General features: G+C 33.4%; 16 protein-coding genes. All 16 read left to right on the top strand.

Features of this window, described 5'->3' with window-relative positions; genetic code table 11:
• Nucleotides 1–4 precede the first annotated feature (4 nt).
• Entirely contained in the window at nucleotides 5–640 is a 636-nt protein-coding gene (gene bluB / locus GQR95_RS14125) for a 5,6-dimethylbenzimidazole synthase (RefSeq protein ID WP_159023769.1), read from the top strand.
• 134 nt (nucleotides 641–774) lie between these two features.
• Nucleotides 775–1971 (top strand): precorrin-6y C5,15-methyltransferase (decarboxylating) subunit CbiE, encoded by a 1197-nt coding sequence (gene cbiE, locus GQR95_RS14120; RefSeq protein WP_159023768.1) that lies wholly within the window; start codon nucleotides 775–777, stop codon nucleotides 1969–1971.
• Nucleotides 1972–1974: 3 nt separating this feature from the next.
• Complete coding sequence (gene cobM / locus GQR95_RS14115; protein ID WP_159023767.1) at nucleotides 1975–3816, top strand: precorrin-4 C(11)-methyltransferase; 1842 nt, start codon at nucleotides 1975–1977, stop codon at nucleotides 3814–3816.
• A gap of 280 nt (nucleotides 3817–4096) precedes the next feature.
• Nucleotides 4097–4858: a precorrin-6A/cobalt-precorrin-6A reductase gene (locus GQR95_RS14110; RefSeq protein WP_159023766.1), complete on the top strand. Its 762-nt coding sequence runs from the start codon at nucleotides 4097–4099 to the stop codon at nucleotides 4856–4858.
• Nucleotides 4849–5934 carry a cobalt-precorrin-5B (C(1))-methyltransferase CbiD gene (gene cbiD / locus GQR95_RS14105; protein ID WP_159023765.1) on the top strand — a complete coding sequence of 362 codons (1086 nt, stop codon included), beginning with the start codon at nucleotides 4849–4851 and terminating at the stop codon, nucleotides 5932–5934. Before GQR95_RS14110 ends, cbiD begins: the two co-directional genes overlap by 10 nt.
• Nucleotides 5934–6647, top strand: coding sequence for a hypothetical protein (locus tag GQR95_RS14100; protein ID WP_159023764.1), 714 nt, complete (start codon nucleotides 5934–5936; stop codon nucleotides 6645–6647). The genes cbiD and GQR95_RS14100 overlap by 1 nt, the downstream gene beginning before the upstream one ends.
• A complete protein-coding gene (locus GQR95_RS14095; protein ID WP_159023763.1) occupies nucleotides 6644–8290 on the top strand; it encodes an AAA family ATPase in 1647 nt (548 codons plus the stop codon). Before GQR95_RS14100 ends, GQR95_RS14095 begins: the two co-directional genes overlap by 4 nt.
• On the top strand, nucleotides 8280–8798 hold the full coding sequence (locus GQR95_RS14090; RefSeq protein WP_159023762.1) for a bifunctional adenosylcobinamide kinase/adenosylcobinamide-phosphate guanylyltransferase: 519 nt from the start codon (nucleotides 8280–8282) through the stop codon (nucleotides 8796–8798). Before GQR95_RS14095 ends, GQR95_RS14090 begins: the two co-directional genes overlap by 11 nt.
• Nucleotides 8795–10111 (top strand): cobyrinate a,c-diamide synthase, encoded by a 1317-nt coding sequence (locus tag GQR95_RS14085; RefSeq protein WP_159023761.1) that lies wholly within the window; start codon nucleotides 8795–8797, stop codon nucleotides 10109–10111. The genes GQR95_RS14090 and GQR95_RS14085 overlap by 4 nt, the downstream gene beginning before the upstream one ends.
• A complete protein-coding gene (locus tag GQR95_RS14080) occupies nucleotides 10108–10692 on the top strand; it encodes a cob(I)yrinic acid a,c-diamide adenosyltransferase (RefSeq protein ID WP_159023760.1) in 585 nt (194 codons plus the stop codon). Before GQR95_RS14085 ends, GQR95_RS14080 begins: the two co-directional genes overlap by 4 nt.
• A gap of 63 nt (nucleotides 10693–10755) precedes the next feature.
• Complete coding sequence (locus tag GQR95_RS14075) at nucleotides 10756–11442, top strand: energy-coupling factor ABC transporter permease (protein WP_159023759.1); 687 nt, start codon at nucleotides 10756–10758, stop codon at nucleotides 11440–11442.
• Nucleotides 11443–11482: 40 nt separating this feature from the next.
• Entirely contained in the window at nucleotides 11483–12550 is a 1068-nt protein-coding gene (gene cobW, locus GQR95_RS14070) for a cobalamin biosynthesis protein CobW (RefSeq protein ID WP_159023758.1), read from the top strand.
• 144 nt (nucleotides 12551–12694) lie between these two features.
• Nucleotides 12695–16441, top strand: coding sequence for a cobaltochelatase subunit CobN (gene cobN / locus GQR95_RS14065; RefSeq protein WP_159023757.1), 3747 nt, complete (start codon nucleotides 12695–12697; stop codon nucleotides 16439–16441).
• Between the two features lie 4 nt (nucleotides 16442–16445).
• Complete coding sequence (gene cobT, locus GQR95_RS14060) at nucleotides 16446–17483, top strand: nicotinate-nucleotide--dimethylbenzimidazole phosphoribosyltransferase (protein WP_159023756.1); 1038 nt, start codon at nucleotides 16446–16448, stop codon at nucleotides 17481–17483.
• A 9-nt stretch (nucleotides 17484–17492) separates the two neighbouring features.
• Nucleotides 17493–18296 (top strand): adenosylcobinamide-GDP ribazoletransferase, encoded by an 804-nt coding sequence (locus GQR95_RS14055; RefSeq protein ID WP_159023755.1) that lies wholly within the window; start codon nucleotides 17493–17495, stop codon nucleotides 18294–18296.
• The gene (gene cobC, locus GQR95_RS14050; RefSeq protein WP_159023754.1) at nucleotides 18281–18811 is read left to right on the top strand and encodes an alpha-ribazole phosphatase; all 531 of its coding nucleotides are present in this window, start codon (nucleotides 18281–18283) and stop codon (nucleotides 18809–18811) included. Before GQR95_RS14055 ends, cobC begins: the two co-directional genes overlap by 16 nt.
• Nucleotides 18812–19009: the final 198 nt, after the last annotated feature.

Genomic DNA, 19009 nt, shown 5'->3' with positions numbered 1-19009 from the left:
ATTGATGAAATTCACTCCAGATCATATAGAAACTTTAGAACAGATTATTCTTGCACGCAGAGATGTAAGAGGAAATCGGTTTATAAATGCTCCTGTTTCTCAAAAAAATATAGATAAAATTCTATTTGCTGGAGTAAATGCACCTTCTGTTGGTTTTTCTCAACCTTGGGAATTTGTGGTGATAAAAGATTTAGACATCAGAAATAAAATAAAAGAGAGTTTTTTTGAAGAGAATGAAAAAGCAAAACATCTTTTTAAAGAGAAAAGGGCAGATGCTTATACCCAATTAAAATTGGAAGGTATTATAGAATCTGCTTTAAATATTGCGGTTTTTTATAAACCAAGCGAACATCCTATTTTAGGACAAACCACAATGAAGGAAGCTGGCGTGTATTCTGTGGTTTGTGCCATTCAGAATATGTGGTTAATGGCACGTGCTTTAGATGTTGGTTTAGGTTGGGTAAGTATTTTAGACCCGAGTAAAATTAAAACGATTTTAAATGCTCCTGACGATAGACAATTGATTGGTTATTTGTGTTTAGGACACGTAGATGAGTTTTATGAGAATCCAGAACTAGAACGCTTGCAATGGGAAAAACGTAAGAATATAAATGATGTGGTTATAAAAGAGAGTTATTAATCATAAAGTTTCGTCAACCTGAACTTGTTTCAGGTTCCCATCCTAATAAGTGGTGCTTTATCTGGATGAGATTCCGAAATAAATTCGGAATGACGTGTAAATTATAATAAATTAAAACCTCGATTATCGAGTAAATGAAAGAAACGCATACACATATCGATTTTTATTTAATTGGAATTAGTAATCATACTACTCCCAAATGGAGTGATGATGCCTTACAATTAATACAGAAATCAACTGTTTTTTCTGGAGGAAAACGCCATTATGAATTAGTAAAATCTTACTTGCCTAAAAATCATAAGTGGATTGAAATTTCAGGGAAAATGGATGTGTTAATTCAGCAATACAAAACGATCGATGTTTCTATTGTAGTTTTTGCATCTGGAGATCCTTTTTTCTATGGTTTCGGAAATACATTACAGCGTTTATTGCCTAAGGCACAGTTAAAGGCTTTTCCTTATTTTAATAGCATTCAATTATTGTGTCATAAAACACAAACGAATTATAATAACTTAAAATCAATATCGGTTCACGGTAGAGATTGGTCGGCTTTAGATGAAGCATTAATCAACAGAAATGAATTGATTGGTGTGTTAACCGATACTAAAAAAACACCAGCTGCAATTGCGAAACGTCTATTGCAATATGGTTTCGATAATTATTCAATTACGATTGGTGAAGCCTTAGATGGCGATACAGAACATATTGAACAACTCGATTTATCAACTTGTACAAACAAAAAACATAACCCTTTAAATTGTGTGTTATTAAAACAGATAACACCTAAAGACAAGCCTTTTGGTATTCCAGACGCTGATTTTATTCCGTTAGAGCATAGAGCAAATATGATTACCAAAATGCCTATTCGATTAAGTACCATAAGCGCATTAGCATTGCAAAATAAACGTGTGTTTTGGGATATTGGTGCTTGCACAGGTTCTGTAGCTATTGAAGCGAAACAACAGTTTCCGCATTTAAAAATAGTTGCTTTTGAAAAGCGTACAGCATGCAAAACCATTATTCAACAAAATGCAGAACGTTTTAACACACCAGGTATTGAGATTGTTATAGACGATTTCTTTAATCTGAATTTAAACGATTTCCCTAAGCCAGATGTTGTTTTTATTGGCGGACACGGCGGACGCTTAAAAGAATTAATCGAAACCGTTTATCAATTAAATCCGTTGGTTCGTTTTGTAACCAATGCCGTAAGAGAAACCAGTAGTTCTGTATTTATAGAAACACTAACAGACTTAAATTATACGATTAGCACGAATAGTATTCAGCTAAACGATCACAATAAAATTAGCATTCACACCGCAGAAAAGTAATAAATGAAAAAAATAGCCATCATCGCAGTTACTGAAAAAGGTCTTGAGAAAGCCCTTATTATTCAGCAAGAATTTCCAAAATCGTTAGTTGTAACCACCTTAAGTTCTTCTAATAAAAATGTATCAACCATTGCTTCAATTTCAAGTTATCTAAATGATAATTTCTCGAAGTTAGATGGTATATGTTTTGTAACGGCTTTAGGTATTTGTGTGCGTTTAATTGCATCTCATATTGAAGATAAGAATACAGATCCGGCTGTGATTTCTGTAGATGATTTAGGTGTAAATGTACAATCTGTATTAAGCGGACATAAAGGTGGTGCAAATGATTTTGCTTTAAAAGTTGCAACAGTTTTAGGAGCAAAACCTATTATTTCTACCTCAAGCGATGTTCAAAATATTTGGCCTTTAGATACTTTAGGAAGTCAGTTTAGTTGGCAAGTAGAAACGTCGTTATCTATGAACAAGACCATGGCGTTGTTTGTAAATAATAAACCTACTGCGTTACTTTTAGATATAAAAGATAAAGGCACACAACATTTAGAAAAAACGATTCCCGATTTTGTCACTGTTTTTTATAACGAAGCAGATATAGATTACGCTCTATTCGAATTATGCATTGTGGTAAGTTATAAAGTGTATGAAATACGTATTCCGAGTCTTTATTTTATTCCAAAAGTATTGTCTGTTGGATCGGGATGTTCTAAACAATTAGATGCCGCTTTATTTGAAAACAATTTAAAGGAAGAATTAGAAAGTAGAAACATTCGTTTTTCAGCAATTAAGAATTTCGGTTCTATAGATATCAAAGGAAACCAACAAGCGTATTTAGATTTCAGTACAAATAACGCGATTCCGTTTAGCACTTTTACTTCAGAAGAAATAGATACAATTACAGTACCAAACCCAAGTGAAATGGTACAATCTAAAATTGGAGTTGATGGTGTTTCAGAATCGACTGCAATGTTGTTATCAGGAAACAAAAGTGTACTGATTGAAAAACAAAAGATTCATTTAGTTAACGGTGAAAAATTTACGTTTTCTATCGCTGTAGATGTAAACGTAGAACGAAAAACAGCCATTGCAATTATTGGCGCAGGACCAGGTGATGAGGAATTAATCACGGTAAAAGGAAAACACTATTTAGAAGCAGCAGATTGTGTGTTATACGCAGGGAGTTTAATTCCTGAAGAAATGACCAATTGGTGTAAATCAGGCGCTGTTGTTAGAAACTCGGCGATGATGACGTTAGAGGAGCAAGTCTCTCTAATGCAAGAGCACTATAAAAAGGGAAATGCTATTGTGCGTTTACAATGTGGCGATCCGTCTTTATATGGAGCCATTCAAGAGCAAATGACCATTTTTGATGAGTTAGGAATGGATTATTTTATAGTTCCAGGAATTTCATCTTTTAGTGCAGCAGCTGCATCGTTAAGATCAGAATTTACGATTCCGGAAGTAGTACAGTCTATCGTTTTAACACGTGGTGAAGGAAAAACACCAATGCCACCAAAAGAAAGTATTGCTGCTTTTGCCGCTACAAATGCTACTATGTGTATCTTTTTGAGTGTAGGAATTGCTAAAAAAGTAGAAGCACAATTATTAGAACATTTTGATGCTGATACGCCTGTGGCAGTGATGTACAGAATCTCTTGGAAAGACGAAGAGATATATCAAGGAAAATTAGAAAATCTAGCAAAAATTGTAAAAGACAGTAAAAAAACAAGAACGGTATTAATTATCGTTGGTCATGCTATTGGCGCTCGTAAAAATAGGTCTCAATTATACAGCCCAGATGTGAAACACATTTTTAGAACGAATAAGAAATTTGTAGTCACAGAGTAATTGATAAGATAATCAACGTCATTCTGAACTTGTTTCAGAATCACATCTTGATTGACAGAGACTGATTTGAGTGAGACCCTGAAATAAATTCAGGGTGACGGAAACAAATGATTAGTCTTTGTAGTCACAGAGTAATTAATAGGGCAATGAACGTCATTCTGAACTGGTTTCAGAATCACACTAGATTTTAAAACGTTATGAGATATCAGTATCAGCATAACAAAAACGAATAAAAAGTATAAATAAGAGAATCGTAATAATTAAACATTATAAAAGTAAAATGATACTAGTTTTTGGAGGCACAACAGAAGGAAAAAAAACAGCCGCTTTATTAGAAAGTATGGGATTGCCTTTCGTGTATTCTACAAAAACAAATATCAATTTTGATGAAACTAAGCATGCAAGTTATCGTTATGGTGCTTTAAATGAAACACAATTAGAACGGTATTTAATAGAAAGCAACATACAAACCATTGTAAATGCATCACATCCGTTTGCAGAACTATTACATTATACAATTGCTGAGGTTGCAGAACGTTTACAAATACCTGTAATTCGTTTTGGAAGACAATTACTTCCTAAAAAGGAACATCCGTTAGTGTCTTATGTACATACTTACGATGAAGCTTTAGATTTATTACAAGAAAACAAAACACTATTAGCCTTAACAGGTGTACAATCTATAAAAAGATTAGCACCTTGGTGGCAAAAAAATATAACATATTTTAGAATACTAAACAGACCAGAATCTTTAGCAATTGCTAACGAAAGTAACTTCCCTAAAAATCAATTAATTTTAGGATTACCCTCTGCGGAATTGGATAAAGAAATTGACATAATTACAACCAATAAGATCAACGTTCTTTTAACAAAAGAAACAGGAAATAGTGGGTTCTTAAGCACAAAAATTGAAGCGGCTTTAAAAACAAATGCTCAAATTATCATTATCGAGCAACCTAAAATACCTGAATACTTTACATCGGTATTTAGTGAAACGGAATTACAAAACTCTTTAACCAATACATCATCGTTATGGGTTTAAGAAAAGTTCCTGAAGGACCATTAAGAGACGGATTTACAACGGGTACTTGTGCTACTGCGGCTGCAAAATCTGGTTTAATGGCTATTATTCATCAGCAAAAAAACACAGTAGTTAACGTGCATTTGCCTGTAGATAAAATAGTAGAGATTCCTATTCATCAATGTGGTTTTACAGAAAGTACAGCGAACTGCTCGGTAATTAAAGATGCGGGAGACGATCCCGATGTGACTAATGGTGCAGAAATAGGTTGTATTTTAGAATTAACACAAGAAAAAGATATAAAATTTATTGCTGGCGAAGGTGTGGGAACAGTTACACTTAAAGGCTTAGAATTAGCTATTGGCGAACCAGCTATTAATCCGGTGCCACGGAAAATGATAACCAGCGCCATTCAAAAATTATTACACGATTACGATTTAGAATGTGGTGTTTCGGTAACGGTTTATGTTACAAATGGAAGAAAAATTGCCAAACGGACCCTTAACGAACGTGTTGGGATTATGAATGGTATTTCCATTTTAGGAACTACAGGTATTGTAAAGCCGTATTCATCGTCATCATACATTGCGAGTATAGAGCAAGGTGTTGATGTTGCCGTTGCAAATAATATTACAGAATTGGTAATTAATTCTGGAGCCAGAAGCGAAAAGTTTTTAGGAGACAAATTTAATTATCTACCAGAATATGCTTTTATCCATTATGGAAATTGGATAGGGGAAACACTGAATAAAATCAATACGTCGCCTATTAAAAAAATGAGTATTGGTATTATGCTAGGAAAGGCAGTCAAATTAGCTGGCGGAATTACAGATACGCATAGTTGTGTATCTAGTTGGAACAAAGATTTTGTAGTGGATTTAGCCCAACAAGTTGGTTATAATGACGCTGATAAAATTAAAGATCTAAATATGGCAGGACGGTTAATTGAGCTATTCGCCTTTGAACAAAATTCGGCTTTCTTTCAATTGTTATTAGCACATTGCTATAAACACACGCATACAAAAATTAAACAAGTAGACTTAGAGATTTACTTAATTCATAAAAACGGAACACGTATTAAATTTATTAAAAAATAATGATAGCTTCTTTAATTAGACCTTTAATGGCTGGTATTTTACACTCTTTTGAGCCAGACCATGTTACAGCAGTTTCTGTTTTAGCTACAGAAAATGCTGTAAATAAAAAGAAGATTAGTTTTAAATCTATTTTTAAAGCTTCGCAATGGGCTTTGGGGCATTCTGTGACGTTATTAATTTTTGGAGGAGCAGCTCTCATTTTTAAAAGTATGGCCACTTTAGTGGTACATAATATTTCTTTTTATGCAGAATTAGCTGTTGGTCCTATTATGATTTGGTTAGGTATTGTCGCTATTAGAAGAAATCATGCTATTAACGAAATGGTTAAAACGCATAAAAAAATTGAAGAACACGAACATGAACTTTCAAACCCGATACATTTACACGGAACCAAAGGAGAAGAAATTGCCGTAAACCCAATGAATAAATCCTTTTGGGTTGGTATGTTACACGGTCTGGCAGGTACAGGAGGTGCTTTAACTTCTGCATTGGTATTAAGTAGTCCCACAATTAAGGATGCAGTTATTATTTTGGCAGTAGAATCTTTAGGTATTATTGTAGCCATGGGTGTGTATAGTTATGTTTTAATTTATGTAATGAGTCGGTTTCTAGAACGTAATTTATCTATTTTTAAGTGGATGAATGCTATTGCAGGAGCCGCATCTATAGTAATAGGAATAGTTTGGATTTATAATGGAATAGATGCTTTATGAGACAAGGTGAAACACATATAAATTTTCCGTTTTCGGCCATTGTTGGTCAAGATGATTTTAAGTTAGCTCTTATTTTAAACTTGGTCGATCCGCTTATTGGTGGTGTTTTAGCTATTGGAGATAAAGGAACGGGAAAAACAACTTTAATTAGATCGTTAACCAACTTAATTAGCGATCAAGAAAATTTGCCTTTTGTGAATTTGCCTATTGGTGTGTCTGAAGATCGACTTATTGGTAGTATAGATTTAGAAGAACTGATTAATGCGAAAAAGGAAGTCATCAATCTTGGGTTAATGGCACAAGCTCATAATGGTGTTTTGTATGTAGATGAGGTGAATTTATTACAAGATTACCTTACCGATATTTTATTAGATGCAGCTGCTTCTGGAAACTATTATTTAGAAAGAGAAGGCGTATCGCGTTACTTTAAAAGTCGGTTTTGTTTAGTAGGTTCTATGAATCCTGAAGAAGGAAGTTTAAGACCACAACTTAAAGATCGTTTTGGTTTAAGTGTAAATATTACGACTCCTACAGATGCTAAAGTACGCCAACAAATTATAAAACAACGTTTTCAGTTTGATGATAATCCTAGTGAGTTTGTTGCTCATTATAAAAGTGAAGATCAAAATATAGCCAATCATATTGAAACGGCTAAACAGCATTTAAAGTCGGTTCTTATAAATGATTCTATTATTGAATATTGTAGCACATTAGCCATTCAAAATCAAGTAGAAGGTTTACGTGCAGATATTTTATTATTGAAGACAGCAAGAGCGTATGCTTCGTATTTGAATGCATCAGAAGTTACAAAAGAAGATGTAGACAAAATTGCCGATTTTGTGTTAAACCACAGACGATTAAATGAAAGTCCGAATCAGCAAAACCCAAACCCAAACGAAAACGAGAAACCAAAAGAATCTCCATCAGACGGAAAGACTCCCAAAGAAGAAAATAGTCATATTCTAAGACCTGAAAACGATTTTCAGAAATTAAAAAATACAGAAACAAATACTATTGATAATGGAACGAATTCTATAAACTCATCTGTAGGAAATATTACTACAACAGATACAAAGAAAACGGTCAGTCAGTATTTAGCAACAGACAAGTTTGAGATAAAAAACAAACGCAAAAAAACGATTTTAAAACAGCATCATATCTTTTTAATAGATTCTAGTGGTTCTATGTTAAAAGATCAAATTATAGCCTATGCAAAAGGTGCTGTCGATAAAATAGCCACACAATCTAAAAATCAGAATACACAGTTTTCTATCGTCTCTTTATTCGATGGGGAAGCACAACATATTTTACAGAGAACAGCCATTTTAAATGATATTGAAGTCGCGCTATCTACACTTAAAACAGGAGGAAAAACCAATTTAACGGCAGGTTTTAAACATATAAAAGCACTTTCTACAGATGTAGATTTTAGTCATAATCTGCATATTATTACAGATGGTAAGTTAAATGCAGATAGTAATTTAGAAAATACCGTATTGGCTTTTCAAACCTATTGTAAAGGCATACAAAACACGCAGATTATAGATGCAGAAAAAGGCATGGTGAAAATCGGAATTGCTTCAGATTTTGCTAAACGTATTCATGCAGATTACGAACTTTTAATCACTAAAAATGAGCGATAAAATAATACATATTATTACAGGTGGACAACGTTCTGGTAAAAGTGAATATGGTGAAGAAATCGCTTTAAGTTTAGACGATAAACCTACGTATTTAGCCACCTCTAAATGTTGGGACGATGAATTTCGTAAACGTGTTGAAATTCATAAAATCAGACGAACTTCTAATTGGACAACGATTGAAGAAACCTTGCATCTTAGTAAAATTAAAACCGTTAATAAGGTGTTGTTTATAGATTGTATTACACTTTGGTTAACTAACGTTATGGATGAGTTTAAATACGATCCGGAGTTAAGTTACGACTTTGTGGTAAAAGAGTGGAATGTATTATGCGAGAAAAATAATATTGTAATTGCGATTACCAATGAAATTGGTTTAGGTGTTATTCCTATGGAAAAAGCAACACGACAATTTATCGATTTACAAGGAAAAGTGAATCAATATATCGCTAAAAAAGCGACTAAAGTAGACTTTATGGTTTCAGGAATTCCAATACATACCAAAGGATGATAAAACAACTCATCATATCGGCACCAAGTAGTAACGCTGGGAAAACCACGCTTACTTTAGGTTTATTGCGCCTATTTAAACGTAAGAACATTACTGTACAACCATTTAAAGTAGGTCCCGATTATATAGATCCGAAGTTTCATCAATTGGCTTGTAATAAAGTGGGAGTGAATCTCGATTTATTTATGATGACTGAAGACGATATAAATGCATCTTTAAATTTCTACGGAACCCCTGCAGATATAAATTGCATAGAAGGTGTAATGGGCTTGTTTGATGGTGCTGAAAAAGACAAAGGAAGCACTGCCGAAATGGCTAAAAAATTGAAAACACCTGTTTTAATGGTTATTGATGCTAAAGCAGTTGCTTATTCTGTTGCGCCGCTTATTCAAGGTTTTGTGAATTTTGATAAAGAGGTTGAAATAATGGGCGTTGTGTTTAATCGCGTAGGTTCGGAAAGACATTATACAATGCTTAAAGAAGCTTGCGACGATATTAATGTGCCATGTTTTGGGTATTTAGCCAATTTAAAGCATATTGAAATTCCATCAAGACACTTAGGTTTAAATATACAAGAGATTGAAAAATTTGATAAGCTAATTGATGATATTGCTACTGCATTAGATAAAACCATTGATTATGAAGCTATTTTAGAAGCCTCTAAAAGTGTAGAAATTAAACCTATTTCAGAGGAAAAATCAACAGGAAACAAGAATATAAAATTTGCAGTTGCTAAAGATGACGCTTTCAACTTCATCTATCCTCAAAATATAGCAGCAATGGAAGCTTTAGGCGTAGTCTCATTTTTTAGTCCTTTACACGATACTGTCCTTCCGGATTGCGATTTTATTTATTTTCCTGGCGGTTATCCAGAATTATATTTAAAAGAATTAGCAGCCAATACAACTATGCTTCAAAGTATTCATGATTTTGGATTGAATAACGGACAGATATATGCAGAATGTGGCGGAATGATGTATTTAGGAAAAGCTATTATATCAGAAAATAGCGAAGCTTTCAGAATGGTGAATTATTTCAATTTTGAATCTTCTATAGCCGATAAAAAACTGCATTTGGGTTACCGAACAACTAAAGTAAATGAACCTGTTTTTAAAGGACACGAGTTTCATTATTCAACCTTAATACATGATAATGAAACTGAATTAAATTCAATAATTACAAATGCTGTAGGAGTGAAAACTTCAACTAAAATATATAAGAAAAAGAACGTCATGGCGTCTTATGTGCACCATTATTTTGGCACACCAGAACTTTTACAACAATTGATTAACGAAATAACGAGCAACGGATGAAAATTTACACACGAAAAGGAGATAAAGGTACAACAGGCGTTTTTGGAGGAAAACGAACATTTAAAAATTCGGCAAGAATTGAATGTATAGGAACCTTAGATGAGGTTAATTCTACTATAGGATTAATGCGTGCTAAACTAGGAAACGATCACGAATGGCAACCAAATTTACATCGCGTTCAAAAAGATATGATGAATATGATGTCGCATTTAGCGAGACCATCAGATTCTAAAAAAGAAAATCCGAATCCGAAACCAGAAGATGGCCCCGAGTTTTGTGAACATTGGATGGATGAAATGGAAGCGAATATAAGTGCCCCTTCAGATTATTTTTTATTACCAGGAGGCAACGAAATATCTGCACTTTGCCATGTGTGTAGAACACAAACCAGGCGAGGAGAGAGACAATTATTTACTTTAATGCAAGAAGATCCAGAATGTGTAGAAGATTACATTATGAGTTATGTAAACAGATTATCCGATTTGTTTTTCACAATGGCAAGAGCCGAAATGGATAAATATGGTGTTGCCGAAGAAAAGTGGAATTTATTCTTATATAAACGAAAGAAGAAAGCAAAATAAATTATAGCAATTCAGAATAAAACAATTTAATAAATAAAAGTTTAACCTTTAAAAACAAATATTATGCACATTGAACCAGGAATAGTAGATTCAGCAAAAATTGGTCTGTCTTATGTTACAGCCTCAGTCGCAATTATAGCAGTTGCAAAAGCTTCAGCTAAAAATATTAAAATGAATAGTCCGTTGACTTTCTTAGTCAAATCGGTAATCACAACAATGTTAGTCTTTACGTTTTTTCAAATTTTACCACATTACTCAGTAGGTGTTTCAGAAGTTCACTTTATTATGGGCTCGACATTATTCTTACTCTTTGGATTGGCACCAGCCAGCGTTGGTCTGGCATTAGGTTTACTTATTCAGGGCCTTTTCTTTTCTCAAATAGATTTACCTCAATACGGTATGAATATTACAACCTTACTTGTTCCATTAATGGCACTTTCTTATGTTGCTAATAAAATTATACCTACAGATACGCCATATACCAAATTAAAATATGCACAAGTATTAAAACTGTCGTTAGTATTTCAAGCAGGAATTGTGTCTTGGGTTACATTTTGGGCAATTTATGGTCAAGGGTTTGCTGTAGAAAATATCTTAAGCATACTTAGTTTTGGTGGTGCTTATATGTTGGTTGTTCTTATTGAACCATTGGTAGATTTAGGTGTGTTAGCGATGGCAAAATTCGCTACAAGTAAATTTAATAAAAATGAGTTTTTTGAAAAACGACTTTATAGTACTGTGCGCTCATAATATGATATTTTAAAATTTTTCAGATTAAAAAAATATAAAAATGAAAAAAATACCAATTACCATAGTTACCGGATTTTTAGGTGTAGGAAAAACAACTTTAGTACATAATATGCTGAAAAATGCCAAAGGAAAGCGTATTGCTGTTTTGGTAAATGAATTTGGAGAAGTCGATGTAGATGGGCAACTTATTGTAGCATCAGAATGTGGTGAAGAGGATTGTAATTTAATTAAATTACCAAACGGTTGTATTTGCTGTACAGTACAAGAAGAATTTTTACCTTCTATGATAACGTTACTAGAGCGTAAAGATGAAATAGACCATATTGTTATTGAAACATCGGGTTTATCTATGCCTAAACCTTTAGTAAAAGCGGTAAACTGGCCAGACTTAAAACCACATATTACTATAGATTCTGTAATAACTGTTGTAGATGCTGTAGGAATAGCAACTGGAGAAATTTGTAATAGAGAACGTGTGCAAGCGCAACGTTTGGCAGATGATTCTTTAGACCATGAAACTCCGATAGAAGAATTATTTTTAGATCAATTAGTGTGTGCAGATTTGGTTCTTGTAAGTAAAAGAGATTTAGTAGACGATGCAAGTTTCGAGGAAATTACTAAAATTATTACTGCTAAAGCAAGACCAAACACTAGAATTATTCCTGTTGTAAATGGTGAATTAGATAATGCACTTTTATTAGGTGTTGAAGCATCTGCAGAAGATGATGTAGATAATCGCCATTCTATTCATGAAGAGCACCATAAGTCTGGAAGTCATCATCACCATAACGATGATGTTAAAAATTTACTTTTAGAATATCCAGAAACTACAGATATTAAAGCTTTAGTAAAAGATTTAAAAGCGCTTGTAGAGCAACACGAAATTTATAGAATTAAAGGTTTTGTAAACATCCCTAATAAACCAATGCGTATGGTTTTACAAGGTGTAGGATCGCGTTTTGAATATTATTTTGAAAGAGCATGGAAAGACAATGAAGCTCGTAAAACAAGTTTAGTTGTTATTGGAAAAAATATAGAACTGACTAAAGATAATGAAGTGATTACGCATGCTCATAGTCACGATCACGGACATTCACATTCTCATTAATTAGACGATAGTTTGCTGTTCTGGATACGTTAACCTGAATTTGTTTCAGGTTCTCATCTTAATTAGCAATATTTAATATGAATGAGATTCCGAAATAAATTCGGAATGACGTAACTATAAAATAATTTAATAAACCATAAAAGCGTGCATTTAATTTCTACTATACCAGGCGGTTGGAATCCTAATGATGAAGGAGTGTTTTACATCGATCAATCTCCGGGAGATATTGTGTTTTTGTCTTCAGCAGATTCAGATTTATTCATGATGAATAATGCCTACAAACTCATTCATAATTCAGTAGAAAATGCACCGTCTTTTCGGTTTGCTAATCTTAGTTATTTTAAACAAGAACTCACTATAGATACCTATGTTGAAGATGTAATTACGTCTGCAAAAATTGTGGTGCTAAAACTTTTAGGAGGAAAAGCCTATTACAATTATTTATGTGAAGCGATTACCGAGTGCTGTGAAGAAAACGATATTCAATTACTCTTTTTACCGGGCGATAATAAACCTGATTTAGAGTTAATGCAATCGTCTAACATTCCGTTAAAAGATGTTGATTTAATTTGGAAATACATTCAAGCTGGCGGACTCGAAAACTGCCAAGCTTCTTTACAATTAATTTGTAATCGAATTACAGAATTACAAATTACTCCCAATGCTATTAAAACGATTCCCGATTTATTTTTGTATCATCCTAAACAAGGTATTTGGGATGAAAAAATTCAACAAGAAGAAAAAAAGCAAGCTATTATTTTTGGCTACAGAAGTTATTATTTATCTAATAATTTAGAGCCTATTCATACGCTTATTAGTGCTTTAGAGGCAGAAGGAATATCTGTTGTTGTACTTATGGCAGCAGGTTATCGCGATGCTGATATACAGCAACAAATTTTCGATGTATTAAAAACATTTCATATAGAAAACCCTCAAGTTATAATTAATACCACAGGTTTTAGCGTACAAGGATTTCATGAGACGTCTCAAAGCTTGTTCGATGTCTTTAATGTTCCCGTTATTCAAGCGATTATGGGAAGTTGTAATCGAGAAAGTTGGCAGGAGGGAAGTTTCGGTTTACCGCCTACAGATATCGCTATGAATATTGCTTTGCCAGAAGTAGATGGTAAAATTATTTCGAAAGTCATTTCTTTTAAAGAATCGACAGAAAAAGATACATTAACAGATTCTGAAGTGGTTTCTTATGTTGCAAATCTAGAAGGTTGCGAGTTTGTTGCGCAAATGTCTAAAGGGTGGATTAATCTACAGGAAAAAACCAATGCAGAGAAAAAAATCGCTTTGGTTCTACCTAATTATCCGAATAAAAATAGCCGTTTAGCGAATGGTGTTGGGTTAGATACGCCACAAAGTGCATTACAAATTTTAGCGCAGTTAGCTGAAGAACATTATGCTTTAGCAGGTGATTATCCTAAAACAACAAACGAACTTATAGATAAATTAACCAATTCGGTTACTAATAGTTTAGAAACGATAAATACTTTAAATGAACGCCACGCTATTAAGTTAGACGAAGCGGTTTTTTATCAGTATTACAATCAATTGTCGAAAACACTTCGAGATACAATTGAAGCTCAATGGGGAAACCCAACAGAATCTCCGAATTATCAAAAAGGACATTTTTTAATTCCAGGTTTTATTTCAGAAAACGTATTGGTAAGTATTCAGCCAAGCAGAGGTTATAATTTAGATTTACAAGCCAGTTATCACTCACCAGATTTACCGCCACCACCTGCGTATTTAGCTTATTATATTTGGTTGCAACATAGTTTTAAAGCCGATGCTTTAGTACATATTGGTAAACACGGAAATTTAGAATGGTTACCCGGAAAAAGTGTAGCTTTAAGTAAAGAAACGTGTTTTCCTGCGGCTATTTTAGGGGCAATTCCTCATTTTTATCCGTTTATTATTAATGATCCAGGAGAAGGAACACAAGCAAAAAGACGAAATCAGGCTATTATTTTAGACCATTTAATTCCGCCAATGACACGGGCAGAAAATTATGGTGATTTACTAAAGTTAGAATTGTTAATAGATGAGTTTTATGAAGCTGCTTTAATCGATAAAAAAAGAGCAACACTAATTAAAACGAAGATTGAAACGCTTGTAAATGAAACGCATCTTAAAAGTGATTTAAATGAAGATGGTAAAGATATTGATGCTTTATTAGAAGTTATTGATGGGTATTTATGCGAGTTAAAAGAATCTCAAATTAGAGGTGGTTTACATATTTTAGGGCAATTACCACGAGCAGAAAAATTAGTCGATTTAATTGTGGCGTTGCATCGTTTACCGCAAGGCGATTTAAAAGGCATTACGCAATGCTTAGCTGAAGATTTACAGCTTAATTTCGATCCTATAAATGTGGTGTTTTCAGATGCTTTTGAAAAAGAAATTTTTGGTATTTCGTGCAGAACTTACGGACAAGCGGTTGAGTTGCTAGAAAACAAAGCTAAAAACCTTGTAAATCAATTAGTCAATAATAATAGTATTGAAAATATTGGACAATATACCAATCACATACTAAACCATATACAACAATATACGTTACCTGTTTTGCAAAAAACGAGTCATGAAATTACGCATTTAATAAAAGGTTTAAACGGACATTTTATTCCTGCAGGAGGATCTGGTGCTCCAACACGAGGACGATTAGATATTTTGCCAACGGGACGGAATTTTTATTCGGTAGATGTTCGTACTGTTCCTTCCGAAACGGCATATCAATTAGGCGAAAAAAGTGCCAAAAATATTATTGATCGCTATTTACAAGAAAACGGAGAATATCCTACATCTATAGGTTTATCTGTTTGGGGAACGTCTACCATGCGAACCAGTGGCGACGATATTGCACAAGCTTTGGCTTTAATTGGTGTAAAACCTGTTTGGCAAGGCAGTAACCGACGCGTTAAAGATTTTAAAGTACTTTCTACCTTAGAATTAAGACGACCACGAGTAGATGTTATGCTGCGTATTTCTGGGTTTTTTAGAGATGCTTTTCCTGATTTAATTTCTTTATTTAATGCAGCTGTAGAGAAAGTAGCGTCTTTAGATGAAACAGATGAACAGAATCCTATTAAAAAGCGTTTTGATGAAGAAAAACAGCAATGGCAAGAAGAAGGTTTAGATGAAAAACAAGCCACAGAAAAAGCATTGTATCGTGTATTTGGTTCTAAACCGGGAGCATACGGCGCAGGTTTACAAGGTTTAATTGATGGAAAAAACTGGACAACATCAGACGATTTAGCACAAGCGTATATCAATTGGAGTGGTTATGCGTATTTCGGAAAAAACAACAGCGGAAAATCGGCTCATGAAACCTTTAAAAAACGACTCTCTAATATAGAAGTCGTCATGCAAAATCAAGACAATAGAGAACATGATATTTTAGATTCCGACGATTATTATCAGTTTCAAGGCGGAATGACTGCGGCTGTAAATACCGTAAAAGGAAGTCAGCCAGAAACGTATTTTGGTGATCATTCGCGTCCTGATAATCCGAAGGTGAAATCTTTAAAAGAAGAATTATTAAAAGTATTCCGATCTAGAGTTGTAAATCCTAAATGGATGAAAGGTATGCAAGAACACGGTTATAAAGGTGCTTTTGAAATGGCTGCAACTATGGATTATTTGTTTGCTTACGATGCCACCACTAATTTGATAGAAGATTTTATGTACGAACAAATTACTGAAACGTACCTATTCGATGAAGAAAATAAAGCCTTTATAGAAGAGCACAATCCTTGGGCATTAAAAGATATGTCTGAACGTATGTTAGAAGCGATTCAAAGAGGCTTGTGGGAAAACCCGTCTGAAGAAACGGTAGAGGAATTAAAAGAGATTTATAAAAAATCGGATAATATAACAGAATAAAAAAATGAAAAAATTTAATATTCAATCACCAAATCAAGACATTTTAGAGCAATTAGTTCATAAAATAGATAATAAAACAAAACCCAAAGGATCTTTAGGAATATTGGAAGAGATTGCTATAAAAATAGGTAGTATTCAGCAAACATTAAGTCCGAAATTAAGCAAACCAACCATTGCCTTATTTGCTGCCGATCATGGTATTGCCGAAGATGGCGTTGTAAACCCTAATCCGCAAGAAGTGACTTGGCAAATGGTGTATAATTTTTTAAACGGTGGCGCAGGAATTAATGTGTTTACTAAACAACATAATATTGATTTAAAAGTGGTTGATTCTGGTGTTAAATATGATTTTAAAAATTTACCAGGATTAATTGATGCAAAAATTGATTTAGGTACCAAAAATTACTTAAATGAACCCGCAATGACTAAAGCTCAAAGTGAAAAGTGTATTGAAAAAGGCGCAGAAATAGTAACCAAAATTTACTCAGAAGGAACTAATGTTATTGGTTTTGGAGAAATGGGAATTGGTAATACAAGCTCAGCATCTTTACTTATGAGTAAGTTGTTAGATATGCCAATTGAAGATTGCGTTGGTATGGGAGCCGGTTTAGATAATGCAGGTGTTGTAAATAAAAAACAAGTGCTTAGATCGGTTATAGAAAAACATGCTTCAGTAACTTCAGTAGAAGATGTTTTACAAACTTTTGGAGGTTTTGAAATAGTAATGATAGCAGGAGCAATGCTACAAGCTGCAGAACTAAAAATGACTTTATTAATAGATGGATTTATTATAACATCTGCTTTATTGGTTGCTGAAAAATTAAATCCAAAAGTTTTAGATTATTGTATTTTTGCACATACTTCTGGGGAAGCAGGACATCAAAAATTATTAGATTATTTTGAAGCTAAACCTTTATTAAATTTAGGTTTAAGATTAGGAGAAGGAACAGGAGCCGCCATTGCTTTTCCCTTAGTACAATCTGCTGTTAATTTTATAAACCAAATGGCAAGTTTTGATGATGTAAATGTCTCTGATAAATAAACGCAATCCATGAAAAGGGAAATCCAAATATTCTTTACGGCATTAATGTTTTATACAAGAGTGCCAGTGCCTAAGGGCGTTGAGTTTAATAAAGAATATTCTAAAAAATCGATTAAATATTTACCACTTATAGGATTATTCGTTGGGTGCTTTTCTGCTCTTATATTAACTTTAATGCTTACTATTTTACCTGTTTCAATAGCAGTTACTTTATCTATGATTTATAGTTTATTGATAACAAGTGCGTTTCATGAAGATGGTTTAGCAGATACTGCTGATGGCTTTGGAGGTGGTTGGAATAAAGAAAAGATTCTGTTGATAATGAAAGATAGTACAATCGGGACTTATGGTGCGATTGCTTTAATAATGGGACTATTTTTAAAATTTCAATTATTAGTAGCTTTGGTAGAATTACCCGAAGCAAATGGAATTCCTACTTATTATTTTATTCTATTTGTATTACTTGCGGGTCATAGTGTTAGTCGGTTAATGCCAATTTGTACAATGATTACACATGAATATGCTCGCTTAAATGATGATACTTCAAAATTAAAATCAATAACTCCTGAAGGTTTAAAATGGACAAGTCCTGATTTTATATTTGCATTTGTATTAGCCGTATTTCCTTTGTTTTTATTTGAAACACCTTATGTCCTTTTATTGATCATCCCAATCTATATAACGAAAGTGATACTTATAAGGCTTTTTAATAAGTGGATTGGTGGTTATACAGGAGACTGCTTAGGTGCGATTCAACAAATTTGTGAAATCATATTTTATTTAAGTATTTTTCTATTATGGAAATATATTTAATAAGGCATACTACACCCGATATTGAAAGGGGGATTTGTTATGGACAAAGTGATATGCCTTTAAAAGATACGTTTCCGTTAGAAGCAAAGCATATTTTAGAATCCATTCCTAAACAATTTGATAAAGTATATTCTAGTCCTTTACAGCGGTGTACACAATTAGCAGTATTAATCGATAAAAATTATATTACAGATAATCGTTTAAAGGAACTTGATTTTGGGTCGTGGGAACTTAAAAAATGGAGTGATATCCCAAATGCAGACATTCAGCCTTGGTATAATGATTGGGTGAATACACCAGCAGATAAAGGGGAAAGTTATCAAGAGTTACAAAATAGAGCGGTCTCGTTTATAAACACTATTCCTAATCATTATAATAAAATTGCCATTGTAACGCATTCTGGTGTAATAAGAAGTTTATGGGCCTATTTTAATACTATAGATTTAAAGAATTCTTTTAACGTTTTAAGTATAGAATATGGGGCTGTTTTAAAAATAAAGTATTCAAAAATATAAGTCTAATAGAGAATAGGAGCGTCTTTAGGTTGGGGATGGGAAGTAATATTGCATTATAAAATTTGTAGTCTTAGAATTTGTAATGCTATAATTATACATGGGGTTTATATATATATTACTATAAGCATGGTATAACCACGCTATAACCCCTAAGTTGCCCCGTCTTTGCCATATCTGTTGTCGCAGTTAGTAACGGTG

The organism is Formosa sp. L2A11 (assembly GCF_009796865.1).
Taxonomy (GTDB): domain Bacteria; phylum Bacteroidota; class Bacteroidia; order Flavobacteriales; family Flavobacteriaceae; genus Formosa.
The sequence above is the reverse complement of the archived record's forward strand: the minus strand, read 5'-3'. Positions and strand labels throughout refer to the sequence as shown.

Excerpts from the sequence above, each read along its gene's own strand:
- cobT (WP_159023756.1), top strand. The coding sequence starts at position 16,446 with ATGAAAAAATTTAATATTCAATCACCAAATCAAGACATTTTAGAGCAA.
- GQR95_RS14075 (WP_159023759.1), top strand. The coding sequence starts at position 10,756 with ATGCACATTGAACCAGGAATAGTAGATTCAGCAAAAATTGGTCTGTCT.
- cobW (WP_159023758.1), top strand. The coding sequence starts at position 11,483 with ATGAAAAAAATACCAATTACCATAGTTACCGGATTTTTAGGTGTAGGA.
- GQR95_RS14110 (WP_159023766.1), top strand. The coding sequence starts at position 4,097 with ATGATACTAGTTTTTGGAGGCACAACAGAAGGAAAAAAAACAGCCGCT.
- cobM (WP_159023767.1), top strand. The coding sequence starts at position 1,975 with ATGAAAAAAATAGCCATCATCGCAGTTACTGAAAAAGGTCTTGAGAAA.
- cbiE (WP_159023768.1), top strand. The coding sequence starts at position 775 with ATGAAAGAAACGCATACACATATCGATTTTTATTTAATTGGAATTAGT.
- GQR95_RS14085 (WP_159023761.1), top strand. The coding sequence starts at position 8,795 with ATGATAAAACAACTCATCATATCGGCACCAAGTAGTAACGCTGGGAAA.
- cbiD (WP_159023765.1), top strand. The coding sequence starts at position 4,849 with ATGGGTTTAAGAAAAGTTCCTGAAGGACCATTAAGAGACGGATTTACA.
- GQR95_RS14090 (WP_159023762.1), top strand. The coding sequence starts at position 8,280 with ATGAGCGATAAAATAATACATATTATTACAGGTGGACAACGTTCTGGT.
- GQR95_RS14095 (WP_159023763.1), top strand. The coding sequence starts at position 6,644 with ATGAGACAAGGTGAAACACATATAAATTTTCCGTTTTCGGCCATTGTT.
- cobC (WP_159023754.1), top strand. The coding sequence starts at position 18,281 with ATGGAAATATATTTAATAAGGCATACTACACCCGATATTGAAAGGGGG.
- GQR95_RS14080 (WP_159023760.1), top strand. The coding sequence starts at position 10,108 with ATGAAAATTTACACACGAAAAGGAGATAAAGGTACAACAGGCGTTTTT.
- GQR95_RS14055 (WP_159023755.1), top strand. The coding sequence starts at position 17,493 with ATGAAAAGGGAAATCCAAATATTCTTTACGGCATTAATGTTTTATACA.
- bluB (WP_159023769.1), top strand. The coding sequence starts at position 5 with ATGAAATTCACTCCAGATCATATAGAAACTTTAGAACAGATTATTCTT.
- GQR95_RS14100 (WP_159023764.1), top strand. The coding sequence starts at position 5,934 with ATGATAGCTTCTTTAATTAGACCTTTAATGGCTGGTATTTTACACTCT.